The sequence below is a fragment of the Planococcus lenghuensis genome, from assembly GCF_001999905.1.
GTDB classification, from domain to species: domain Bacteria; phylum Bacillota; class Bacilli; order Bacillales_A; family Planococcaceae; genus Indiicoccus; species Indiicoccus lenghuensis.
This window is the reverse complement of record NZ_CP019640.1, coordinates 98948-124556: the sequence shown is the minus strand read 5'-3', so window position 1 is coordinate 124556 and position 25609 is coordinate 98948. Positions and strand designations below refer to the sequence as shown.

Here is a 25609-nt window from a genome sequence, read left to right as displayed (position 1 = left end):
AGTTATGCCGATGTCACCGGCTCCTTCAAATATTTCCGGACGTCTGTCAGGTGTCCTTCGATTGCAGCCGCTGCCGCCATTACCGGGCTGACAAGATGAGTCATGGATCCAGCTCCTTGGCGCCCTTCAAAATTCCGGTTTGAAGTGGAAGCGCAGCGTTCCCCGGCCGGCACTGCATCTTCATTCATTGCGAGGCACATACTGCATCCTGTTTCGCGCCATTCAAACCCCGCTTCCAGGAACACTTGATCGATGCCCTCTTCTTCTGCCGCCTTTTTGACTGTAGCAGACCCAGGCACTACGATGGCAGTGACAGACGGATGCACTTTCTGGCCCTTTACAATTTCACTTGCCGCGCGTAAATCTCCGAGCCGGGCATTCGTGCATGAGCCAATAAAAACGTGTTGAATTTCAATTGAATCCAGCGGAATGCCTTCTTCGAGGTCCATGTAAGTTAATGCTTTACGCACAGCTTCCTGGTCCGCCTTCTTCTCATAATCAATCAGCCTTGGGACATGGCCGGCAATCCCTGATCCCATTGAAGGATTCGTACCCCAAGTGACAAATGGAGAGATTTCATCAGCATGAATGCTTAAGGAGATATCATATATGGCATCCGGATCACTGGCCAGTGCCAGCCAGCGATCGGCTTCTTCCTCGAATGCCTCGCCGTCCGGAACGTGCCGTCGCCCACGCAAGTACTCGACTGTCGTTTCGTCCGGACTAATCAGACCTGCCCGGGCTCCCGCTTCAATGGACATGTTACAGATCGTCATCCGCTCCTCCATCGATAATTTGCGAATGGCTTCACCTGTATATTCCATGACATGACCGGTACCGACATCAATTCCAAATTTTGCAATGATGGCGAGAATGACGTCTTTGGCTGCTACTCCGAATCCAAGTTCACCATCAATCCGGATCTCCATGGTCTTCGGCTTCGATTGCCAAAGTGTCTGGGTAGACAATACATGTTCAACTTCACTCGTCCCGATGCCAAACGCCAAGGCACCAAATGCTCCGTGAGTCGATGTATGGCTGTCACCGCAGACAATTGTTTTCCCAGGCTGTGTCAGTCCGAGTTCCGGTCCGATTACATGGACGATGCCCTGGTCAGGATGATTAAGGCCTGCCAGCGGTACGCCGAACTCTTTGCAATTTTCTTCAAGCGTCATGATTTGTTTGCGGGAGATGGGATCTTTTATGATGTCCCGGTTTCTTGTAGGTACATTATGGTCCATGGTCGCAAAACACAAATCCGGCCGCCGGACGCTGCGGCCATTAAGCCGCAAGCCTTCAAATGCCTGCGGCGATGTAACTTCATGCAATAAGTGAAGATCGATATAGAGCAGGTCTGGTTTTCCTTCTTCTTCAAACACAACATGCTGCTCCCAGATTTTCTCGATAATCGTCTTAGGCATACCAGCCGCTCCTTTCTGTCATCGGTATGAATACATAATATGTTCAGATACGAATTCGCGCTCCAGCTCTTCAATCACTTGTGCCGCGAATGCCCCTGTGGAGATGACCCGTTTGCCCTCTCCTGCGATGTCTCCGGTACAATAGCCATCTTCCAGTACACCCGCTACTGCTTCTTCCACTGCAGCCGCTTCGGTATGGAGACCAAATGAGTACTTCAGCATCATTGCCGCTGATAAAATAGCAGCTGTCGGATTCGCTTTATTCTGTCCGGCAATGTCCGGTGCAGAACCGTGCACAGGCTCATAAATGCCAAATCCGTCCGTTCGGGTGCTGGCCGATGGAAGCATACCGAGGGAACCTGTGATGACAGACGCTTCATCGCTCAGAATATCACCGAACATATTCTCCGTGACAATGACATCAAAAGACCGGGGGTTCGTGATCAGCTTCATCGCAGCCGTATCCACGAGCATATGCTCGACTTCCACGTCCGGATAAGCTGTCATCCGCTCTTCGACCACTTCACGCCATAATTTGCTCGTTTCAAGCACGTTGGCTTTATCAACAGATGTGACTTTCCCTTTTCTTGTGCGTGCGATTTGGAAAGCCTGATCCACAATCCGTTCGATTTCTGCCCGCGTATACACCAGCGTATCAACAGCAGACTTCGGAGAACGCTGTTTCGGTTCTCCGAAATAGAGGCCGCTTGTCAGTTCCCGCACAATGACCATATCCACTTCCCGGGCAACTTCTTCTTTAAGCGGGGAAGAGCCAAGAAGTGAAGGCACTGCCTTGACGGGGCGGATGTTTGTAAACAGATCGAACTTCTTCCGAATATCCAGCAAGCCTCTTTCAGGCCGCAAATGAGAAGGCTGTTGATCCCATTTCGGTCCTCCGACAGCACCGAGGAGCGCTGCATCACTCGCTTCGCACACAGCAATCGTTTCATCCGGCAGTGGCTTGCCGTACTGGTCAATGGCATCTCCGCCGATAGCTGCATAGGTGAACTGAAACGCATGGCCATAGCGCCGGGCTACTGCCCGTAGCACTTCCACTGCCGCTTCCGTGACTTCAGGGCCGATTCCATCTCCAGGCATTACTGTGATTCTTTTCACCATATTAATTCCTCCTTGGAAAATTCTTAATCAACCTGCCGTTACCTTCACTTTTGCCTCCGCCTTTACAACTTGACGGTTCACTGCGTTCAAGTAAGCTTTCGCTGTCGCTTCGAGCACGTCTTGTGCGACGTCACGTCCGGTTACCGTCTCTCCGTCATAGCTCATGTTAATAACTGCTTCTCCCAATGCATCGCGCCCTTTTCCAATGGATGTGACCCGATAATCGAGGATATGGACTTTTCCTTTAACAACCCGTTCCAATGTGTTGAATATTGCTTCAACCGACCCCGCTCCTGTAGCCGCTTCGCTGATCAAATCACCGTTCGGTGCATGTGCTGTGACAGTAGCTGTCGGAATGTGAGCTGTTCCATATTGGACTTGTACGCTGGCCAGTTCGTAGACCGGCACGTCCTCATCATGGATCTGCTGATCGGTAAGCAATACCATCAGATCTTCTTCCACAATCGCTTTCTTGCGGTCTGCGAGCTTTTTGAATTCGATGAATGCGTTATTCAGTTTCTCTTCACTTAAATCAAAGCCCATTTTGATGGCCCGGTCCTTAAATGCATGCCGGCCTGAATGCTTGCCGAGTACCAGCTCTGTCGCCGCGTCTCCAATCAGCTCTGGCGTGATGATTTCATAGGTCAGTGGATTTTTCAGCATGCCATCCTGATGAATTCCTGATTCATGCGCAAATGCATTTTTTCCGACTACCGCTTTATTCGGCTGAATCAGACTGCCGGTAAGCTGACTGACTAGCTGGCTTGTCCGTTTAATTTCATGCAGATTTATTGTTGTTTCAACGCCATATACCGGCTTGCGGATATGAAGAGCCACCGCAATCTCTTCAAGGGCAACATTTCCTGCCCGTTCGCCGATTCCATTGATTGTGCCTTCCACTTGGTCAGCTCCATTTTCAATCGCTGCCAATGTATTGGCTGTTGCCATGCCAAGATCATTATGGCAATGCGCGGATAACTTCACCTTGTCGATGCCTTTCACGTTTTCTTTCAAATAGCGGAACATGTCGCCGTATTCCTGTGGTGTTGCATAGCCGACTGTATCCGGAATATTGACGGTGGTAGCTCCCGCTTCCACTACTTTTCCGATGATATGGGCAAGGAATTCGAGGTCAGAACGGGATGCATCCTCCGCTGACCACTGGACAAGCGGGAAAAACCGACGGGCGTACTTTACAGATTCCACTGCCGCTTCCACGACTTGATCCGGCGTCTTCATCAATTTATGTTCCATATGAATCGGTGAAGTCGCCAGGAAAATATGAATGTGGGGCTGCTCCGCTCCGCGGAGCGCTTCCCACGATCGGTCAATATCACTTTTTACGGACCGGGCAAGCCCGGTGACGATTGAATTCTTAACAGTACCCGCAATCCGCTTTACTGCGTCAAAATCACCGGGAGAAGCTGCCGGAAATCCGGATTCAATAATTGTGACACCGAGGCGTTCCAGCTGGCGGGCAATCTCAATTTTTTCGGCTGTGTTTAAGTTAATGCCTGCTGACTGTTCACCGTCCCGCAAGGTCGTGTCGAAAATATCAACTTTTCGCACTGGATGTCACCTCATTTTCTTTTTTATTGTTTGCCGGATTCACGAATGGCATCATTGCCCGCAATTCTCTGCCGACCTGCTCAATCTGATGCGCTTCTTCCGCTTGTTCAATCGCCCGGAATTCCGGACGGTTCAACTGATTCTCGAGCAGCCAGCCTTTTGCGAATTTTCCTGTCTGGATATCTTTCAGGATGTCTTTCATCCGATCTTTGGTTGCTTCATCCACCACCCGCGGCCCTGAAACGAAATCGCCCCATTGTGCCGTATCAGAAATGGAATAACGCATACCCGATAAGCCGCCTTCATACATCAGGTCCACGATCAGTTTCAATTCATGGAGACATTCGAAGTAAGCAAGTTCCGGCTGGTATCCGGCTTCCACAAGCGTTTCAAATCCGGCTTTTACAAGGGATGTCAGCCCGCCGCATAATACTGCTTGTTCCCCGAACAGATCAGTTTCAGTTTCTTCTTTGAATGACGTTTCCAAAACGCCTGCCCGTGTGCTGCCGATGCCTTTTGCATAAGCAAGGGCCACTTCCTGCGCCTTGCCGCTCACGTTTTGGTGGATAGCGAACAATGCCGGAACGCCAGCTCCTGATTCATATGTCCGGCGTACAAGATGCCCCGGTCCTTTCGGTGCTACCAGGAATACATCCACGTCCGGCGGCGGCACGATCTGATTGAAATGAATGTTGAATCCGTGAGCGAATACGAGTGATTTCCCTGCTGTCAGCGCCGGTTTGATCGCTTCGTTATATACTTGTGTCTGCCGCTCATCTGGTACGAGTACCATAATAATATCTGCCGACTGTGCCGCTTCTGCAGCACTCGTAACTCTCAAACCGTCCGCTTCTGCTTTTTCAAACGATTTGCCCGGCCGGACACCAACCACTACGTCATATCCGGAATCTTTCAAGTTCTGTGCATGAGCGTGTCCCTGTGATCCGTATCCGATAATTGCTACTGTCTTACCTTGTAGTGCCTGTTCATTCACGTCTTGGTTATAATACATTTTAGCCATTAATATTTCCTCCTCAGATGGTTGGACTGTTTTTATAAGATGGATAGTTGCTGTGGTGCAGGCGCTTTTTGCGTTTCCCGCACAAATGCGGATACTCCGCTTCTTGTTAGTTCTTTAATGCCGTATGGCTTCAGGAGATCCACCAATGCGTCTATTTTTTCCGGTTCACCGGTCACCTGAAATGTCGTGACATTTTTACTCATATCGATTACAGCGGCTCGGAACGGTTCGGTGATGCTGTAAATCTCACTCCGGACAGCCGGTGATGATACTACTTTGATCAAAGCTAATTCGCGCATGACCATCGCTTTATCGGTAATATCATTTACTTTCAGTACATCGATCTGCTTCTGTAGCTGTTTCAGCAGCTGTTCAAGCTTCCGCTCATCTTCCACATTAACCACAAACGTCATTTTCGATATGCCTGCCTGTTCCGTAGGGCCGACTGATATGCTTTCAATATTGAACTGACGCTTCATCAGCAGGCCTGTTACGCGGTTCAGCACACCGCTTTGATTGATCACCGTTGTCGTTATAATGCGCTTCATTTACTTATCACCCCGATCATTTCGCTGAGTCCTTTGCCTGGAGCGACCATCGGGTAGACATTTTCCAGCTGCAGCACCCGGCAGTCAATCAATGCCGGCTCATTCGATTCAAAAGCTTTCCGGAATACCTCTTCTGCATCCTCTAACGTCTCTACCTTATAGGCATCAATTTCGTATGCCTGTGCTAATTTCACAAAATCCGGCTGCACATGAAGCAGGGATTGTGAATAGCGTTCCTCGTAGAAAGTTTCCTGCCATTGTCTCACCATTCCCAGGCTCTGATTATTCATGATGACCACTTTTACTGGAAGCCGCAGCTCCTGCAACAGTGATAACTCCTGTAACGTCATCTGAAACCCGGCATCGCCGACAATTGCGACTACTTTTTCATCCGGTTTTGCCAGCTGGGCTCCGATTGCTGCCGGGAAACCGAACCCCATTGTTCCCAAGCCGCCCGATGTTACCCAATTATGCGGATTGTTGAATTTATAGTACTGTGCCGTCCACATCTGATGCTGTCCAACATCAGTCGTAATGACCGCATCTCCTCCCGTCAACCGGTGGATTAATTGAACTGCCTGCTGCGGCAGGATGCCTTGCTTATTCGCTGTACTGTACTGCAGCGGGTAACTGTTTTTATTATGCGTCAGTTTTTGCAGCCACTGCGTGGTATCAGGTCCTGTAATCGGCTGTTCGAGCAGTGCAATCAATGCCTTTTGGGCGTCTGCAACGATCGGGATGTCCGTGGGTACGTTTTTACCGATTTCTGCCGGATCGATATCAATGTGTATCACTTTCGCATTCGGTGCGAAATCCGCCAGATTACCCGTCAGCCGGTCATCGAACCGGGCGCCGATATTCATGAGTACATCGCATTCACAAATAGCCGTATTGGCGGTATAAGTACCGTGCATGCCCGCCATTCCGAGGAACAGGTCGTGGTCACCCGGGATGCCGCCAAGACCCAGCAGCGTGTTAGTCACGGGAATCTGATATTTTTCAGCAAATGCGACCAGTTCCGAAGTTGCTTTTGCTGCCAAGACCCCTGCACCGGCCAGGATGAGAGGCCGCTTCGCCTCCGCCAATACCTGCACAGCTTTTTGAATTTGGAGGTAGTTCGGGTTAGTCGTCGGCTGATAGCCCGGCAACCGCACTTCCTCACTCACTTGTGCTGATGACATGCCGGTGGCGATGTTTTTAGGTATATCGACGACTACCGGTCCCGGCCTTCCAGTGGAAGCGATATAGAATGCTTCTTTAATGATCCGCGGAAGATCTTCCACGTTCTTCACTTGGTAATTATGCTTTGTGATCGGCTGTGTGATGCTGACAATATCCGCTTCCTGAAAAGCATCCGTACCTATAACGGTCGTGGCTACTTGCCCGGTGAAAACAACCAGCGGGAGCGAATCGAGCATGGCATCCGCTATACCGGTCACAAGGTTCGTTGCCCCCGGCCCTGATGTCGCCAGCACCACGCCAGCCTTCCCGGAAACCCTGGCATATCCCTCAGCCGCATGAATCGCTCCCTGTTCATGACGGGCGAGTACATGACGGATCGGATTCTTATAGAGAGCATCGTAAATCGGAAGTACAGCTCCTCCGGGATAACCAAAGATCATTTCGACACCCTGTTCTTTTAACGATTCAATCAGGATATCAGCACCGCTTTTCTGTATTGTTTGTGTTGCTGCATCTCGCATCTTTACGCTTACTTCCAATTTGTCCGCCTCCTTTTCTTTACTCCGTTGGCTCTGACAGTTTTTCATTTGATAAACAATAAAAAGCTTTTCCATCCGGCACAGAGATCATCTCTCCTGTGCAGGGATGAAAAAGCTTCATGGTACCACCCTGGTTCACTGCATATCTGCAGCCTCATGGATAAGCTGTGCTTATCCTTTTTATAACGATACCAGGTTTGGTACCGGAAACACCTAAACGGGCGGGGCCCTTTCAGCATTCCACTCGGAGGGGAGAAGTGAATGGCTGTATTGCCGGCTCTCAGCAGTACCGGCTCTCTGGAAATACAGGCATCCATTCACTTATGACCTCGTCATTGCGTTAGTGCTATTTCATTTTTTATTCACTTCAAATGATGCTGACTTTATCACCGTATACTTTCACGCCGTCTTCCTGAACAAGCTCCCGAAAAGCGTACAGCAAATCATTTGTCACCGGACCCGGTTTTCCATCGCCGATGATTCGGCCATCCACTTTGATAACTGAAATCACTTCAGCTGCAGTTCCTGTCAGAAACACTTCGTCCGCCACATACACGTCATGTCTGGTGAAAACTCCTTCTTTCATGTCGTATCCTTTTCGGGCAGCAAGCTCAATGATCGCGTTTCGGGTAATACCTTCAAGCGCACCCACATAGCCTGGCGGTGTCAGCAATTTATTGTTCTTCACAATAAAGATATTATCTGCTGATCCTTCTGCCACATATCCTTGTTCATTCATCATCAACGCTTCCGGTACACCGGCGAGATTTGCTTCAATTTTCACTAGGATGTTATTTAAATAGTTCAAGGATTTCACTTTAGGGCTCAAAACATCTGAGCGGTTTCGCCGTGTAGCGACGGATACGATTTCGATCCCCGTCTCATATAACGCTTTCGGAAACAGGGACAGCTTTTCAGCAATGACAATTACATTCGGCTGCGCACAGCTGGATGGATCAAGACCTAAATTGCCGACTCCTCTGGAAACCACCAATCGAATGTATGCATCCCGCAATCCATTGCGCTGGAGAGTTCCAACCACAATATCTGTCATTTCTTCAGCCGTATAGGGAATCGCCAGCATGATTGACTTGGCGGAATCATAAAGTCGTTCCAAGTGCTCCTCTAATCGAAACACGTTGCCATCATAACTCCTGATTCCTTCAAAAACACCATCTCCGTACAGAAAACCATGATCATATACAGAAACCTTTGCGTATTCTTTTTTAACAAATTCACCGTTCATGAATATGACTTGGTCCATCATGCTGTCCACTTCTTTCTGCTGTTTAGTTCACTGGTAATGCGGATAAGAATGCTTCCGCTTTTTATAAATTGGTGTAATCTTATCGCCTCTGAACCATAGTGTCAACCACATTGTTTAATTTTTTAATCAATTTAGAATATTAACTATTTTTGAATACGCTTACATCCTTGCTGTATCGCAGTTTTTCCTCTTCAAAAGTTTTTTCAATTTAATTTTGAGTTTTCAATGCTTTTTGATCCTTCTGGCTCATCACCAAAGGTCGGGGGTGACAGGCGTTCACCCGGTCTCCAAGCGGATTCGCAGGAAAAGATGGGCATCGTTCCGGTAGCCGTATCCCCGTCTTTTGATAAGTTTGATCTTATTGTTCGTTCCTTCCATAATGCCGTTTGATAAAGGGGACAGAATGGTTTCCAGTAATGCGGTTTCCCTAACGATCAGGCTCTTTGCGATTTTAGCTGCTGCCCGGCATCCATGGAACTGATAGCGCTTCATCCAGTCGGAAAGCCGTCGCCCTGCCTGTGTAGGTGTTGTCGCTTTGAAGACATACCGGATGTGCTGTAAAGCCTGATAGAGATGGCATAGGTGGCTGTCTTCCTCCAGCCAGCGGAATACATAGGCACGCTCTCCTTCAGTAAGAGCCGCCGGCTCACACGCCAGGCAACGGTCGATAAAGCGGACCGTGTGATGCTTTTTCGCCTCGATCAAATACCGGCGCCTCCTTTTGAGCGCCTCCGTAAAGAATTGAATGATATGGAAACGGTCCAGGATGTGGCCGGCGGACGGAAAGGTGGCTTGGATTGCCTTGGCCATGGCGGGTGCCAGATCGCTCACCACCACTTTCACAGATCCCTTCACCTTTGCCAGGACAGTTTTGATCGCCTCCTCGTCCCGTCCGCGGGCGACAGCCAGCACGCTTCCGGTATCGGCATTCAGCACACTGGTCGCATAGGAATGGCCTTTACGGAAAGCGAACTCATCGACACAGATCCGTTCCGCTTTTTCTTCTTTTGCCTGTTCTGGCGCATACCGGTAAAACCACCGTTCCACCGTGGTATATGGCAGCTGATACTCGGAGGCCACGTCCGAAAGGGCGCGGCCATGGCAGCCACGGACGATTTCGCGACGGTAGGCAGCGGTGGAATAACGGATGAGCCCAAGCCCGTAATCGTAGGTGAACGTGTAGGCACAACCCAAGCAGCGCTGTCTGGGAACGGCTAGTTCAATCCACAGGGTACCAATATGCCAGGCATACCCATGGCGAAAGCGGCGGATTTTCCGATCATGGCGATGGGTTCTTCCGCCACAAATCGGACAGCGGATACAGTGGGCCGGCGGATCGACTGGGAAAACAGCCGGCGCTTCATCGGATGGCGGAGAGACGGTAAAAAAGGCTGGCAATGGAATCAGGGATTTGATAAACTGGGTGCACAAAGCGAAAACTCCTATCGTGGTTTGTCTAGTCAACAATTACGATAACGGGGTTTTCGCTTTTTTTCTAATTTTTACGTTCAATCAACTTTCACTTACACAACCCCACGTTTCGGTGATGAGCCATCCTTCTGTAAACCTTGATAATTATTGGAAACTACTTCTTCAAGCTCTCTGCTTCTGCTCGTCCTGTGAAACTGGTATTTTACACGGAATCTGGAACGCAAAAAACCCCAGCTCATACGAAATGAGCTGGGGGTATTATCCGATTCAATTACTTCGTGATTTTAGCAACGACGCCGGCGCCTACAGTACGGCCACCTTCACGGATTGAGAATTTCGTTCCATCTTCAAGCGCGATTGGAGAGATCAGGGCAACGTTCATTTCGATGTTGTCCCCAGGCATAACCATTTCAACGCCTTCAGGAAGAGTGATAACGCCCGTTACGTCAGTTGTACGGAAGTAGAACTGCGGACGATAGTTTGAGAAGAATGGCGTATGACGTCCACCTTCTTCTTTTGAAAGCACATAAACTTCCGCTTTGAATTCAGTATGTGGAGTGATTGTGCCTGGCTTCGCCAGAACCTGTCCACGCTGAATGTCATCACGGGAAACACCGCGAAGAAGTGCGCCAATGTTGTCGCCAGCTTCTGCGTAGTCAAGAAGCTTACGGAACATTTCTACACCTGTTACAGTTGTAGTTTTTGGTTCTTCAGTAAGACCGATGATTTGAACGTTTTCGCCAACCTTGATCTGTCCGCGTTCTACACGTCCAGTTGCAACCGTACCACGGCCAGTGATTGAGAATACGTCCTCAACCGGCATCATGAATGGCTTGTCAGTGTCGCGTTCTGGAGTTGGGATGTACTCATCAACTGCATTCATCAGTTCCAAGATTTTTTCTTCCCATTCAGTTTCGCCTTCGAGAGCTTTCAGAGCGGAACCTTTAACAACAGGTACATCGTCGCCAGGGAAGTCATATTCAGACAACAGGTCGCGAACTTCCATTTCAACGAGTTCAAGAAGCTCTTCGTCGTCTACCATGTCGCATTTGTTCAAGAATACAACAAGGTAAGGTACGCCTACCTGACGTGAAAGAAGGATGTGCTCACGAGTCTGTGGCATTGGGCCATCAGCAGCAGATACTACCAGGATCCCGCCATCCATTTGTGCAGCACCAGTGATCATGTTTTTAACATAGTCAGCGTGACCTGGGCAGTCAACGTGTGCATAGTGGCGAGTAGCAGTTTCGTACTCAACGTGAGAAGTGTTGATTGTGATACCACGCTCTTTTTCTTCAGGTGCGTTGTCGATTTGGTCATAAGAACGAGCTTCCCCGCCTGATGCTCTAGCAAGAACTGTAGCAATTGCTGCAGTCAGCGTAGTTTTACCATGGTCAACGTGTCCGATTGTACCGATATTCGCGTGTGTTTTGGAGCGGTCAAATTTAGCTTTACCCATTAGAAAAATCCTCCTCAAAGTTAATGTTTATCATCGTAATTTACAGCTTCCGAAACAGCGGATTCCCCGCTGCCCCGGGCTACAAATTATTTATACTTGATGCAAAGGCAAAATTCAATTATTCGCCTTTATTTTTCTTAATGATCCCCTCAGAAATCGATTTCGGCACTTCTTCATAGTGGTCGAAGTGCATTGAGAACACACCGCGGCCCTGCGTATTGGAACGCAGTGAAGTTGCATAGCCGAACATTTCTGCAAGAGGTACCATCGCACGGACTACCTGTGCGTTACCGCGGGCATCCATACCTTCTACACGGCCGCGGCGTGACGTAATGTCACCCATGATATCCCCGAGATATTCTTCAGGAATAACAACCTCGACGCGCATGATCGGCTCAAGAATTACCGGGTTAACTTTAGAAATTGCGTTTTTCAATGCCATAGAGGCAGCGATTTTAAACGCCATTTCGTTGGAGTCAACGTCATGGTAAGAACCGTCATAAAGTCTTGCTTTGATATCGATCAGCGGATAACCAGCAATAACACCATTATCGAGTGAATCGCGGAGGCCTGCTTCAACAGCCGGGATGTATTCACGCGGAACCACACCACCGACGATTGCATTTTCAAATTCGAAACCTGCGCCCTCTTCGTTAGGAGAGAACTCGATCCATACATGTCCAAACTGACCACGGCCACCGGACTGACGGACGAACTTCCCTTCTACTTGTGCAGAGCTACGGAATGTTTCACGGTAAGATACCTGAGGAGCACCCACGTTAGCTTCAACTTTGAATTCACGGCGCATACGGTCAACAATGATGTCCAGGTGAAGTTCACCCATACCAGCAATGATAACCTGTCCAGTTTCCTGGTCAGTGTGCGCGCGGAAAGTCGGATCTTCTTCCTGTAATTTCTGAAGCGCTGTTGTCATTTTATCCTGGTCAGCTTTCGATTTCGGTTCAACCGAAAGGGAAATAACCGGCTCAGGGAATTCCATAGACTCCAGAATTACTAGGCTTTTTTCGTCACAAAGCGTATCGCCTGTTGTTGTATCTTTCAAACCTACTGCAGCTGCGATATCTCCGGAATAAACCTGTGCGATTTCTTCGCGGGAGTTCGCGTGCATCTGAAGGATACGTCCAACACGCTCACGTTTGCCTTTTGTTGAGTTCTGTACATACGATCCGGAATTCAGGACACCTGAATATACGCGGAAGAATGTCAGTTTCCCAACATACGGGTCAGTCATAACTTTGAATGCGAGTGCTGAGAACGGCTGATCGTCTCCAGCTTTACGGATTACTTCTTCTTCACTGTCTGGTACATGACCAGTGATTGCTTTTACATCAAGTGGTGATGGAAGGTAATCGATAACTGCATTCAGCATCAGCTGAACACCTTTGTTTTTGAAGGCAGAGCCACAGACAACCGGGTAGAACTCAACGTTGACTGTTCCCTGACGGATTGCTGCACGCAATTCTTCATTTGTGATTTCTTCGCCGCCCAGATATTTCTCCATGAGATTTTCATCGAGTTCTGCTACAGCTTCAACCAGCTTTTCACGCCATTCTTCAGCTTGCGCCATATGAGATTCAGGAATTTCACGGATTTGGATATCCGTTCCTTCATCGTTGCCGTAGAATATTGCTCTCATTTCCACAAGGTCAATGATTGCTTCAAATTCATCTTCAGCACCGATTGGAATCTGAATCGGATGTGCATTCGCCTGAAGGCGGTCGTGCATTGTTTTTACAGAGTAGAGGAAATCTGCTCCGATTTTATCCATTTTATTGACGAAAACAACACGCGGTACTCCGTATGTTGTTGCCTGGCGCCAAACCGTTTCTGTCTGCGGTTCCACGCCGGACTGCGCATCAAGAACTGCAACCGCACCATCAAGCACCCGGAGGGAACGTTCTACTTCAACTGTGAAGTCTACGTGTCCCGGTGTATCGATGATATTAACACGGTGGTCCGCCCAGGCAGCTGTTGTCGCAGCAGAAGTGATCGTGATTCCACGCTCCTGCTCCTGCTCCATCCAGTCCATCTGAGAAGCCCCTTCGTGTGTTTCACCGAGTTTATGGATACGGCCAGTGTAGTATAAAATACGCTCCGTAGTAGTTGTTTTACCGGCATCAATGTGGGCCATGATTCCGATATTACGTGTTCTTTCTAAGGAGAACTCTCTTGGCATGTGGTCTTTCTCCTTCCATTTCGGATTAAAGTACTAAAATGACAGGAAATCCTACCAGCGGTAGTGAGCGAATGCTTTATTCGCTTCTGCCATTTTGTGCATGTCTTCACGTTTCTTCACAGATGCACCAGTATTGTTGGCAGCATCAAGAATTTCATTAGCCAGACGCTCTTCCATCGTCTTTTCACCGCGCAGACGCGAGTAATTAACGAGGTAACGAAGGCCGAGTGTTGTACGGCGTTCAGGACGTACTTCAACCGGCACCTGGTAGTTCGCGCCACCGACACGGCGTGCACGCACTTCAAGTACTGGCATTACATTAGTAAGCGCCTGTTCGTAAACTTCGATCGGCTCTTTGCCGCTACGTTCACGAATCAGTTCAAATGCTCCATAGAGAATCTTCTGAGAAGTTCCTTTTTTACCGTCAACCATCATTTTATTGATCAGACGTGTCACCAGTTTCGAATTGTAAATCGGATCCGGCAGCACATCACGTTTAGATACAGGACCTTTACGAGGCATATTGGTTCCTCCTTTCACTTAAGGGTTTATACTTATTTTTTCTCTTTCGGTCTTTTCGTACCGTAAAGGGAACGGCTCTGCATACGGTTGTTAACACCAGCAGTATCAAGCGCTCCGCGTACGATATGGTAACGTACACCCGGAAGGTCTTTTACACGTCCGCCGCGGATCAGTACGACACTGTGCTCCTGCAGGTTGTGGCCTTCGCCCGGAATGTAAGCTGTTACTTCAATCTGGTTAGTCAGACGCACACGCGCATATTTACGAAGTGCCGAGTTCGGTTTTTTCGGTGTCATTGTACCAACACGCGTACAAACTCCACGTTTTTGTGGTGAACTCACGTCTGTCTGGCTTTTCTTGAAGCTGTTATAACCTTTGTTCAAAGCCGGTGAATCGGATTTGCTGCTTTTGGATTTACGAGGCTTACGTACCAATTGGTTAATTGTAGGCATCGATAGGTCCTCCTCTCATTATTTACTTTAATACCACACATCCAGGTGGTTCATTTTTTGGGTAAAAACAACGTCTTTGTGTTTCACACACAAAAACGGTTATTCAGGGATGGTCTGTCATCCGCTGCCTTGTCTTTTACCAATGATGTTACAGCCCTTCATTAAAAAAGGAACCGTTAACTATCAACCTTCAATATGTTATCATTCTTCACTAGCAGTGTCAACCGATAATCACAGAAATTCACGGGACGCCCATTCAGGGCGTCCCGGAATTATTACTGCTTTATTCTGCATTCACCACTTCTTCAAGCGGTTCATTTTCCACGCCGTCCAGTTCAATCTGGCGGTAGCGCTGCATGCCTGTTCCGGCAGGAACCAGTTTACCGATGATGACATTCTCTTTGAGTCCGAGAAGCTCATCCCGTTTCCCCTTGATCGCTGCGTCGGTCAGGACACGTGTTGTTTCCTGGAATGAGGCAGCAGAGAGGAAGGACTCAGTTTCAAGGGATGCTTTTGTAATCCCGAGAATAACCGGTCGGCTGGTTGCTGGCATGTCTCCGGCCAGTACCGCTTTTACGTTAGCTTCGGTAAACTGGTGGATATCAAGAAGTGAGCCTGGCAGCAGATCCGTATCGCCCGCTTCAATGACCCGGACTTTCCGGAGCATTTGGCGTACCATAACTTCAACGTGCTTATCCCCGATCTCTACCCCTTGCATCCGGTAAACTTTCTGTACTTCTTTCAGCAGATATTCCTGCACTGATGCTACATCTTTTACGCGAAGCAGTTCTTTTGGATCGATGGATCCTTCTGTCAGCACTTGTCCGCGTGCAATCTGATTATCTACAGCAACCCGCAGACGCGCATTGTAAGGTGTAGAATATTTGCGTGTTTCCACATCACCTTGAATGGTGATTTCTTTCTGGCCTTCACGGATCTCATCAACCGCTGTAACAGTACCGGTGATTTCACTGATAACCGCCTGTCCTTTCGGATTACGCGATTCAAAAATCTCCTGGATACGCGGAAGACCTTGTGTAATATCGCTTCCGGCTACGCCGCCCGTATGGAACGTACGCATTGTCAGCTGTGTGCCCGGTTCACCGATCGACTGGGCAGCGATGATACCGACTGCTTCGCCCACTTCGACTTCCTCGCCTGTTGCCAGGTTCGTACCGTAGCACTTCTTACACACCCCGTGCTTTGTATTACACATAAACGCAGAGCGAATTGTGATTTCCTTAAGACCCGATTCAATGATAATTCGGGTAATGTCTTCCGTAATCAGTTCATCTTTCGGAAGGATTACTTCTTTCGTTTCCGGATGACGGATCGTTTTCTTCGTATGGCGTCCGACAATCCGCTCTTCGAGTTCCTCGATTACTTCTGTACCTTCCATCAGGGCACCTACGAGCAGACCGCGGTCAGTTCCGCAATCATCTTCACGGACGATGACATCCTGTGCCACATCTACAAGACGACGGGTCAGGTAACCGGAGTCAGCTGTCTTCAGTGCAGTATCTGCAAGACCTTTACGGGCACCGTGTGTCGAGATGAAGTACTCGAGTACTGTAAGACCTTCACGGAATGATGACTTGATTGGAAGTTCGATGATTCGGCCGGCCGGGTTTGCCATGAGACCGCGCATACCGGCGAGCTGTGTGAAGTTGGACGCGTTACCTCGCGCACCGGAATCACTCATCATGAAGATAGGATTCAAAGTATCAAGTGATGCCATCAGCTTGTCCTGAATGACATCTTTCGCCTGGCTCCAGTAAGAAATGACCCGCTCATAGCGTTCCTCTTCTGTAATGAGACCGCGACGGAACTGCTTTGTCACTTTATCTACTTTGTCCTGTGCCTCTTCCAGGATTTTACCTTTATCCGGCAGCACCACGATATCGGAAATCCCGATTGTAATACCAGCTTTTGTGGAATAGCTGAATCCAAGATTTTTCATGCGGTCAAGCATCCGGGACGTTTCCGTAATGTGGAATCGTTTAAATACTTCTGCAATGATATTTCCAAGGATTTTCTTTTTGAACGGCTGTACGAGTTCAGCTGTTTCGAAATGCTTACGGATATCCGTATTTGTCGGAACGAAATACTTTGCCGGTGTTTCTACCTGCAAGTTATAATCCGTCGGTTCATTGATATATGGGAACGACTTCGGCAAGATCTCGTTAAAGATCACTTTCCCGACAGTCGTCAGCAGGAGCATCTTATTCTGCTCTTCAGTGAATGTCGGATTGTTAACTGACGAAGCTTTGATCGCAATCCGGCTGTGCAGATGCACATGGCCGTTCTGATAAGCAACCATCACTTCATTCGGTCCATAGAAGCTCGACCCTTCACCTGTGGCATTTTTACGCTCCAGTGTCAGGTAGTAGTTACCAAGCACCATATCCTGAGACGGTGTTACAACCGGCTTCCCGTCTTTCGGATTCAAGATGTTCTGTGCTGCAAGCATCAAGAGACGGGCTTCTGCCTGTGCCTCTGAAGACAACGGCACGTGAACAGCCATCTGGTCCCCGTCAAAGTCTGCGTTGTATGCAGTACATACGAGCGGATGCAGACGAATCGCGCGTCCTTCGACAAGTGTCGGTTCGAATGCCTGGATACCTAGACGGTGAAGTGTCGGTGCACGGTTCAAGAGAACCGGATGCTCCTTAATAACTTCTTCAAGTACATCCCATACTTCCGAGTGAAGGCGTTCGATTTTGCGCTTTGCACTCTTGATGTTGTGGGCAAGTCCGCGCTCCACCAATTCTTTCATCACAAACGGCTTGAACAATTCGATTGCCATTTCTTTCGGCAGACCGCATTGATACATCTTCAGATTCGGTCCGACAACGATAACGGAACGGCCTGAATAGTCAACCCGTTTTCCAAGCAGGTTCTGACGGAAACGGCCCTGCTTCCCTTTCAGCATATGCGACAGGGATTTAAGCGGGCGGTTACCCGGTCCTGTAACCGGACGGCCGCGGCGGCCATTATCGATCAGGGAATCGACGGCTTCCTGCAGCATCCGTTTTTCGTTTTGCACGATAATGCTTGGCGCACCAAGATCGAGTAACCGTTTCAGCCGGTTGTTCCGGTTAATTACACGGCGGTACAAGTCATTCAGGTCGGATGTGGCAAAACGGCCGCCGTCCAGTTGAACCATTGGACGAAGCTCCGGCGGAATAACCGGCAGCACGTCAAGTACCATCCAATCCGGACGGTTGCCGGAGTTACGGAATGATTCCACAACTTCCAGCCGTTTGATTGCCCGGGTACGACGCTGACCTTGTGCGGTTTTCAGTTCTTCTTTCAATGTGTCGGTTTCTTTTTCCAGGTCAATTTCCTGGAGGAGACGCTTGATAGCCTCTGCTCCCATAGCCGCCTGGAATTTGCGTCCGTATTTGTCGCGGTACGCGCGGTACTCTTTTTCAGACAGAAGCTGCTTTTTCTCGAGCGGCGTATCCGCCGGGTCGATGACCACATATGAAGCGAAATAAATAACTTCTTCCAGTGAACGCGGTGAAATGTCCAAAATCAGACCCATTCGGCTCGGGATGCCTTTAAAGTACCAAATGTGTGAAACTGGAGCAGCAAGTTCAATATGCCCCATCCGTTCGCGGCGGACTTTCGCACGTGTTACTTCTACGCCACAGCGATCACAGACAACACCTTTATAGCGGACGCGCTTGTACTTTCCGCAATGGCATTCCCAGTCTTTTGTCGGACCGAAAATTCGCTCACAGAATAATCCGTCCTTTTCTGGCTTCAGTGTCCGGTAGTTAATTGTTTCTGGTTTTTTGACTTCCCCGTATGACCACGAACGAATTTTATCGGGTGAAGCTAAACCGATTTTCATATATTCGAAATTGTTAACATCTATCAAGGAGCCTGCCTCCCTTTTTATGTCGAGTTTCTGTCCGGCTTTCCTTCATGTCTTGCAAAAAAACAGATAGGAAGAGAACTGCCGGAGCAGTCCGTCTTCCACTATCAGTCAATCAATCCTGCTGGTTCTTCTTCTGCTGAGGGCATGATATTCAAGGAATCAGCGGGCTGGAGATCTTCTTCATCATCCAGGTCACGGAGTTCAATTTCTTCATCATTAGCCGTCAGCATTTTCACGTCCATGCCTAAGCTCTGCAGTTCTTTAATCAGAACTTTAAAGGATTCCGGTACGCTTGGCTCAGGGACACTGTCACCTTTTACAATCGCCTCATACGTCTTTACCCGTCCAACCACGTCATCTGATTTCACTGTCAGGATTTCCTGAAGCGTATAGGCGGCGCCGTAAGCTTCAAGTGCCCAAACCTCCATCTCACCGAAACGCTGTCCGCCGAACTGAGCTTTACCGCCAAGTGGCTGCTGAGTAACGAGTGAATAAGGACCTGTTGAACGCGCATGGAGCTTGTCGTCAACCATGTGAGCAAGTTTAATCATATACATGACACCGACAGAGACCCGGTTATCAAACGGTTCACCGGAACGGCCATCGTATAAGACTGTTTTCCCGTCACGCGGCATACCGGCTTCCTCCATTGTTTCCCATACATCAGCTTCATTCGCTCCATCAAATACGGCGGATGCCATGTGCAACCCAAGTGAACGGGCAGCCATGCCCAAATGCAGTTCCAGTACCTGCCCGATATTCATACGGGATGGTACGCCGAGCGGATTAAGCATGATATCAATCGGTGTGCCATCCGGCAGGAACGGCATGTCTTCTTCCGGAAGAATCCGGGAGATAACCCCTTTGTTCCCGTGACGGCCGGCCATTTTATCACCGACAGAAATTTTTCGCTTCTGCACGATGTATGCACGTACCAGTTGGTTCACACCTGGCGGTAATTCATCTCCGTCTTCCCTGTTAAAGATCTTAACATCCAATACGATTCCGCCTGCACCGTGTGGCACACGCAATGACGTATCACGGACTTCACGCGCTTTTTCACCAAAGATTGCATGGAGAAGCCGTTCTTCCGCCGTCAGTTCCGTTACCCCTTTAGGTGTAACTTTTCCGACGAGGATATCGCCATCTTTCACTTCTGCACCGATGCGGATGATGCCGCGATCATCAAGGTTGCGGAGTGCATCTTCACCAACATTCGGAATATCGCGTGTGATTTCTTCAGGTCCGAGTTTTGTATCCCGGGCGTCTGACTCATACTCTTCGATATGGACAGATGTGTAGACGTCATCTTTTACAAGGCGTTCACTCATGATAACTGCATCTTCATAGTTGAACCCTTCCCATGTCATGAAGCCGACAAGGACGTTACGGCCAAGGGCCATTTCGCCTTTCTCCATTGATGGGCCATCCGCCAGGATATCACGCTTCGCGACGCGGTCGCCGACTTTTACGTTCGGACGCTGGTTATAACTTGTACCTTGATTAGAACGGATGAATTTCTGCAGTTTATATGTCGTGAGGTCCCCTTTTACTTCGGTTCCGCCCACTTCTTCAATCCGTCTTACCCGGATTTCTTTTGCTTCAACGTGCTCAACGATGCCGTCATGTTTCGCAATAACAGCTGCCCCTGAATCACGGGCGTTTACGTGTTCCATCCCTGTACCGACAAACGGTGCTTCAGGGTTCAGAAGCGGAACAGCCTGCCGCTGCATGTTCGCACCCATAAGAGCACGGTTAGAGTCATCGTTTTCGAGGAACGGAATACATGCCGTCGCAGCGGATACAACCTGCTTCGGTGAAACATCCATGTAATCAATACGTTCTCGTTTAAACGTGGTATTCTCCCCCGGAAACGGGCGACAACTTCCTCGTTCTGGAAAAACCCTTCTTCAGTAAGCGGCGCATTTGCCTGTGCCACCACGTAATTGTCTTCTTCATCTGCAGTCAGGTAATCGATCTGCAGCGTAACTTTTCCCGTTTCGGGATCTACATGCCGGTAAGGCGTTTCAATGAATCCGAATTTATTCACCTTCGCAAAAGAGGAAAGTGAGTTGATCAATCCGATGTTCGGGCCTTCCGGTGTTTCGATCGGACACATGCGGCCATAGTGAGAATAGTGAACATCCCGCACTTCAAAACCGGCACGTTCACGGGTCAAACCACCTGGTCCAAGTGCAGAAAGACGGCGTTTATGAGTCAGTTCTGCCAACGGATTTGTCTGATCCATGAACTGGGAAAGCTGCGAGCTTCCGAAAAATTCTTTAATGGATGCAATAACCGGACGGATGTTAATCAGCTGCTGCGGCACGATCGTCTGTGTGTCATTGATAGACATGCGTTCACGTACAACCCGCTCCATTCGGGAAAGCCCGATCCGGAACTGGTTCTGCAGCAGTTCACCCACTGAGCGAAGACGACGGTTCCCAAGGTGATCGATGTCGTCCGTATTGCCGACACCATAAAGTAAATTAAAGAAGTAACTGATGGATGAAACAATATCGGATGGTGTAATATGTTTAATTTTGTCTTCGATGAATGCATTGCTGATCACATTAATTTCTTTCTGTGATTCATCATTCGGCGCATAGATTTTAATGGACTGGATGACAATATCCTCTTCCAAAACGCCGCTTGCGTTGGAAATTGTACGGAAACCAATACCATTTTCCAAGTTCGGAATGAGCCGATCAAGCGTTCTCCGGTCAATTACCGTGCCTGCTTCAACCAGGATTTCGCCCGTTTCAGGGTCTGCAAGCGTTTCTGCCACTGTCTGATTGAACAGCCGGTTCTTGATGTGGAGCTTTTTATTCATCTTGTAACGGCCGACATTCGCCAAGTCATAACGCTTTGGATCAAAGAACCGCGAGTACAGAAGACTCTTTGCACTTTCAACTGTCGGCGGCTCTCCAGGACGAAGACGCTCATAAATTTCCAGCAACGCTTTTTCAGTGCTGTCTGTATTATCTTTTTCGAGGGTATTCTGCAAGTATTCATTGTCGCCGATCAGATCGATGATTTCCTGATCAGACCCGAATCCGAGTGCACGCATCAAAACAGTGACCGGTAATTTCCGTGTGCGGTCAATTCTGACATAGACGACGTCTTTCGCGTCTGTTTCATACTCCAGCCATGCACCCCGGTTCGGAATAACCGTTGCTCCAAAGCCCCGCTTGCCGTTTTTGTCAGTTTTATCATGATAATAGACGCTTGGAGACCGAACGAGCTGTGAAACGATGACACGTTCTGCCCCGTTAATGACAAAGGTGCCGGTTTCAGTCATTAGAGGGAAATCCCCCATAAAGACGTCTTGTTCCTTCACTTCATCTGTCTCTTTATTATGCAGCCGCACCTTTACTCGGAGCGGCGCTGCAAACGTCACATCGCGCTGTTTTGATTCATCGACTGAATACTTCGGTTCGCCGAGGCTGTAATCAACAAACTCCAGCGAGAGATTGCCGGTGAAGTCTTCAATGGGAGAAATATCCCGAAACATTTCCCGCAATCCTTCGTCCAAGAACCATTCATAAGACGATGTCTGGATTTCAATGAGATTTGGAAGCTCGAGAACTTCATTGATTCTCGAAAAACTTCTGCGCTGACGATGTTGCCCGTACTGAACTAGTTGACCTGCCAACTCATTCACCCCTCAATAAAGCATTTATGTGTCTGTCAGTTCCGCACAGCTGTGCGGATTGCCGGCAGACAAAAAGAAAACGAGTCTGAAATCACTCATTTTCGGTTACCATGTGCGTATAAGCTCTGTTTGCCTGAAATCGAAAAAGGGCAAACAACTTCAAAATAAAGTTTTATGCATTTAGTTATAATACCACAGCAAATTTGTCAAGTCAATTTTTTATGGAACAGAAGATAAAATAGCCTTTTTCCTTTGCAGCAATCCGGACGTTGCCGAACAAAGCATCGAGCTTCTTTTCAGTTGACGGGGCACCTTGTTTTTTCTGAATGACAACCCAAAGCTCACCACCTGGAGCTAGATGCGCATATGCTTCTTCATAGAATCGGAATACAGTATCTTTTCCTGCCCGGATCGGCGGATTGGTGAGGATTGCTGCAAATTCTGCAGTTCCAACTGCCTGGAGCGCATCGCTTTCGTAAACCCGGATATTTTCAATTCCATTGGCTGCCGCATTTTTGCCGGCGAGTTCCAGCGCTCGTGTATTGACATCGACCAAGTGCACTTCTCTGTCAGGAAAGCTCTTTGCTGCCGCCAAACCGATCGGACCATATCCGGCTCCAATATCAGCGATTGGTCCGTCTGTTTCCGGAAGTTCGAACGTTTCTATCAGCAGCCGGGAACCGAAATCCACTTCCTGCCGGCTGAACACACCGGAGTCTGTATGGAATCGAAATGATTGGCCGCGCAGCTGGTATATCCATTCTTGAGGGCTGCTCTGCGTTTGAGGGTTTTTGGAATAGTAGTGCTGTGACATCAGGAGTCCTCCCAGTAATGAAGAAAAAAAGCCCGTCGCTGATGACGAGCTTTTTCCTAATTCATTTTCTGTGAATTACTTAACTTCTACGTTAGCGCCAACTTCTTCAAGCTTCGCTTTTGCTTCTTCAGCTTCTTCTTTAGTAGCGCCTTCTTTGATTGCTTTAGGAGCTTCGTCAACAAGTGCTTTTGCTTCTTTCAGGCCAAGACCTGTGATTTCACGAACGACTTTGATGACTTTGATTTTCTGGTCGCCTGCACTTGCCAGAACCACATCAAATTCAGTCTGCTCTTCTTCAACAGCAGCTCCGCCGCCAGCAGCCGCAGCTACAGGTGCAGCAGCAGTTACACCGAATTCTTCTTCGATTGCTTTTACGAGGTCGTTAAGTTCAAGAACTGTCATTTCTTTGATTGCATCAAGGATTTGCTGATTGTTCATTTTGTAGTTCCTCCTGTTATGATTAGTATTTTTTGGCCGATCAGTTGATCAGCTGATTAAGCGCCTTGCTCTTCTTTTTGTTCTGAAACCGCTTTTGTCGCAAGAGCGAAGTTGCGGATCGGTGCTTGCAGTACGCTGAGAACCATAGAAAGCAGGCCTTCGCGGGATGGCAGTTCTGCCAGTGCCTGTACGTCAGCAACAGTTGCCACGTTGCCTTCGATGATACCTGTTTTGATTTCAAGCGCTTCGTGAGTTTTCGCGAAGTTGTTGATGATTTTTGCCGGTGCAACAACATCCTCGTTTGAGAACGCAATCGCATTCGGTCCAGTCAGGAATTCATTGATCGCTTCATAACCCTGCGCTTCAGTTGCACGGCGAGTCATCGTGTTTTTATACACTTTGAACTCTACGCCTGCATCGCGGAGCTGTTTGCGGAGTTCTGTTACTTCAGAAACATCAAGACCGCGATAGTCTACGACAACAACTGAAGCGGCAGCTGCGAATTTTTCTGCGATTTCTTGAACTTTGACCTTTTTTGTTTCGATAGCTTTAACGCTCATTCTGGCACCTCCTGTAGATTTTTTACTTATACCGCTATAAGAAAAGCCTCCGGTCACAGACGCGGAGGCATAAATCAGTCTCATTTAAAGGATAACCTGAAATGATCATGACCTCGGCAGGATGATTAAGCACTGAAGGCCCCTGCTGTCTGCGGTACAAATATGTGATTGTTCAACTTTGCTATTGTAGCAGAGCTAAATCCATTCGTCAAGCTTAGCCTTTGACGTTCACGCTGTTTGCATCAACTTTAACGGAAGGGCCCATTGTTGTTGTCACATGGACAGACTTCATGTAGACGCCTTTTGCCGCTGATGGTTTTGCTTTTTGAAGGGTATCAAAAACTGCGTTGAAGTTTTCAACCAGTTTGTTGTCGTCAAATGATACTTTCCCGATCGGCGCGTGAATAATTCCGTTCTTTTCAGCACGGTATTCCACTTTACCAGCTTTGATTTCCTGGACAGCTTTTGTTACATCAAACGTAACTGTGCCAGTTTTCGGGTTTGGCATCAGACCTTTTGGTCCGAGGACCCGTCCGATTTTACCAACTTCGCCCATCATATCAGGAGTTGCTACGATTACATCAAAGTCAAACCAGCCTTGCTGGATTTTCTGGATGTAATCTGCATCGCCTACATAATCAGCGCCTGCTGCTTCAGCCTCTTTCACTTTATCGCCTTTAGCGAATACGAGAACGCGCTGTGTTTTACCTGTTCCGTTCGGAAGTACAACTGCGCCACGAATCTGCTGATCGTTTTTACGCGTATCGATTCCAAGACGGAATGCCACTTCAACTGTTGCGTCAAAGTTTACCGTGCTTGCCTGCTTAGCAAGAGCCACCGCTTCCTGCACGTTGTACAGCTGTGTGCGGTCAACCAATTTCGCAGCTTCCTGCTGCCGTTTGCTTGTTTTAGCCATTTTAATGTCCTCCTTGTTGTGGTATAGCGGAATGAACCTCCCACGAGTAAGGGCTGCGCAATTCCGGGGAATCGCACAACCCTTCAGAAATCCGTGCCTGGCTGATTAATCTTCGATCACGATACCCATGCTGCGGGCAGTACCTTCAACCATCTGCATAGCCGCTTCAACAGAAGCCGCATTCAGGTCCGGCATTTTTGTTTCTGCGATTTCACGAACTTTGTCGCGTTTCACAGTCGCTACTTTATTACGGTTCGGTTCGCCTGAACCGGATTCAATCCCCGCTGCTTTTTTCAAAAGAACTGCAGCTGGCGGAGTTTTTGTGATGAAAGTAAATGAACGGTCTTCAAATACTGTAATCTCTACAGGGATGATCAAGCCTGCCTGCTCAGCAGTACGCGCATTGAACTCCTTACAGAATCCCATAATGTTCACACCGGCTTGTCCAAGTGCTGGACCTACTGGCGGTGCTGGGTTCGCTTTCGCTGCAGGGATTTGCAGTTTCACAACTTTAATAACTTTTTTAGCCACGAAACACACCTCCTTAAGTTCGTGATGTGGTCATTGGGTTGCCCCTCCCACTCAAATATCCGTCTGCTCTTCTTGCCAATGG

General features: G+C 48.5%; 19 protein-coding genes, 1 pseudogene and 1 other annotated feature. Of the genes and pseudogenes, 1 reads left to right on the top strand and 19 read right to left on the bottom strand.

Annotated elements, in window-relative coordinates:
* Nucleotides 1-2 precede the first annotated feature (2 nt).
* The 8 genes from leuC to B0X71_RS00565 form a co-directional block, all read right to left on the bottom strand.
* Nucleotides 3-1421, bottom strand: coding sequence for a 3-isopropylmalate dehydratase large subunit (gene leuC, locus B0X71_RS00600; protein WP_077587642.1), 1419 nt, complete (start codon nt 1419-1421; stop codon nt 3-5).
* A gap of 18 nt (nt 1422-1439) precedes the next feature.
* A complete protein-coding gene (gene leuB / locus B0X71_RS00595; RefSeq protein WP_077587641.1) occupies nt 1440-2540 on the bottom strand; it encodes a 3-isopropylmalate dehydrogenase in 1101 nt (366 codons plus the stop codon).
* A gap of 27 nt (nt 2541-2567) precedes the next feature.
* Nucleotides 2568-4109, bottom strand: a complete 1542-nt coding sequence (locus B0X71_RS00590) for a 2-isopropylmalate synthase (RefSeq protein WP_077587640.1) — start codon at nt 4107-4109, stop codon at nt 2568-2570.
* Nucleotides 4096-5130 (bottom strand): ketol-acid reductoisomerase, encoded by a 1035-nt coding sequence (gene ilvC, locus B0X71_RS00585; RefSeq protein WP_232336747.1) that lies wholly within the window; start codon nt 5128-5130, stop codon nt 4096-4098. Before ilvC ends, B0X71_RS00590 begins: the two co-directional genes overlap by 14 nt.
* Nucleotides 5131-5162: 32 nt before the next feature.
* Nucleotides 5163-5678 (bottom strand): acetolactate synthase small subunit, encoded by a 516-nt coding sequence (gene ilvN / locus B0X71_RS00580; RefSeq protein ID WP_077587638.1) that lies wholly within the window; start codon nt 5676-5678, stop codon nt 5163-5165.
* Nucleotides 5675-7381, bottom strand: coding sequence for an acetolactate synthase large subunit (gene ilvB, locus B0X71_RS00575; protein ID WP_232336823.1), 1707 nt, complete (start codon nt 7379-7381; stop codon nt 5675-5677). Before ilvB ends, ilvN begins: the two co-directional genes overlap by 4 nt.
* A 385-nt stretch (nt 7382-7766) precedes the next feature.
* Complete coding sequence (gene ilvE / locus B0X71_RS00570) at nt 7767-8666, bottom strand: branched-chain-amino-acid transaminase (protein ID WP_077587637.1); 900 nt, start codon at nt 8664-8666, stop codon at nt 7767-7769.
* Between the two features lie 276 nt (nt 8667-8942).
* The gene (locus B0X71_RS00565) at nt 8943-9974 is read right to left on the bottom strand and encodes an ISL3 family transposase (RefSeq protein ID WP_232336822.1); all 1032 of its coding nucleotides are present in this window, start codon (nt 9972-9974) and stop codon (nt 8943-8945) included.
* On the opposite strand from B0X71_RS00565, the gene B0X71_RS21310 reads away from it, so the two are divergent.
* Nucleotides 9906-10142 (top strand): hypothetical protein, encoded by a 237-nt coding sequence (locus B0X71_RS21310; protein ID WP_232336870.1) that lies wholly within the window; start codon nt 9906-9908, stop codon nt 10140-10142. The two genes, B0X71_RS00565 and B0X71_RS21310, sit on opposite strands and share 69 nt — an antisense overlap.
* A 226-nt stretch (nt 10143-10368) precedes the next feature.
* Here B0X71_RS21310 and tuf read toward each other — a convergent pair whose 3' ends face one another.
* The 11 genes and pseudogenes from tuf to rplK all read right to left on the bottom strand — a co-directional run bounded on the left by tuf (nt 10369) and on the right by rplK (nt 25527).
* The gene (gene tuf / locus B0X71_RS00560) at nt 10369-11556 is read right to left on the bottom strand and encodes an elongation factor Tu (protein ID WP_077587635.1); all 1188 of its coding nucleotides are present in this window, start codon (nt 11554-11556) and stop codon (nt 10369-10371) included.
* 118 nt (nt 11557-11674) lie between these two features.
* Nucleotides 11675-13753, bottom strand: a complete 2079-nt coding sequence (gene fusA / locus B0X71_RS00555) for an elongation factor G (protein ID WP_077587634.1) — start codon at nt 13751-13753, stop codon at nt 11675-11677.
* 51 nt (nt 13754-13804) lie between these two features.
* Nucleotides 13805-14275 carry a 30S ribosomal protein S7 gene (rpsG, locus tag B0X71_RS00550; protein ID WP_077587633.1) on the bottom strand — a complete coding sequence of 157 codons (471 nt, stop codon included), beginning with the start codon at nt 14273-14275 and terminating at the stop codon, nt 13805-13807.
* A gap of 32 nt (nt 14276-14307) precedes the next feature.
* Entirely contained in the window at nt 14308-14727 is a 420-nt protein-coding gene (rpsL, locus tag B0X71_RS00545; RefSeq protein ID WP_077587632.1) for a 30S ribosomal protein S12, read from the bottom strand.
* A 283-nt stretch (nt 14728-15010) separates the two neighbouring features.
* On the bottom strand, nt 15011-18613 hold the full coding sequence (gene rpoC, locus B0X71_RS00540; protein WP_077587631.1) for a DNA-directed RNA polymerase subunit beta': 3603 nt from the start codon (nt 18611-18613) through the stop codon (nt 15011-15013).
* A gap of 104 nt (nt 18614-18717) precedes the next feature.
* A pseudogene (gene rpoB, locus B0X71_RS00535) lies at nt 18718-22268 on the bottom strand (DNA-directed RNA polymerase subunit beta).
* A gap of 211 nt (nt 22269-22479) precedes the next feature.
* Nucleotides 22480-23082 (bottom strand): class I SAM-dependent methyltransferase, encoded by a 603-nt coding sequence (locus tag B0X71_RS00530; RefSeq protein ID WP_077587630.1) that lies wholly within the window; start codon nt 23080-23082, stop codon nt 22480-22482.
* Between the two features lie 75 nt (nt 23083-23157).
* Nucleotides 23158-23520, bottom strand: a complete 363-nt coding sequence (gene rplL / locus B0X71_RS00525) for a 50S ribosomal protein L7/L12 (protein WP_077587629.1) — start codon at nt 23518-23520, stop codon at nt 23158-23160.
* Between the two features lie 56 nt (nt 23521-23576).
* A complete protein-coding gene (gene rplJ, locus B0X71_RS00520) occupies nt 23577-24080 on the bottom strand; it encodes a 50S ribosomal protein L10 (RefSeq protein WP_077587628.1) in 504 nt (167 codons plus the stop codon).
* A 30-nt stretch (nt 24081-24110) separates the two neighbouring features.
* Nucleotides 24111-24253: a sequence feature (ribosomal protein L10 leader region), on the bottom strand.
* Between the two features lie 41 nt (nt 24254-24294).
* Nucleotides 24295-24996: a 50S ribosomal protein L1 gene (gene rplA / locus B0X71_RS00515; RefSeq protein ID WP_077587627.1), complete on the bottom strand. Its 702-nt coding sequence runs from the start codon at nt 24994-24996 to the stop codon at nt 24295-24297.
* A gap of 105 nt (nt 24997-25101) precedes the next feature.
* A complete protein-coding gene (gene rplK / locus B0X71_RS00510; protein WP_156889762.1) occupies nt 25102-25527 on the bottom strand; it encodes a 50S ribosomal protein L11 in 426 nt (141 codons plus the stop codon).
* Between the last annotated feature and the right edge of the window lie 82 nt (nt 25528-25609).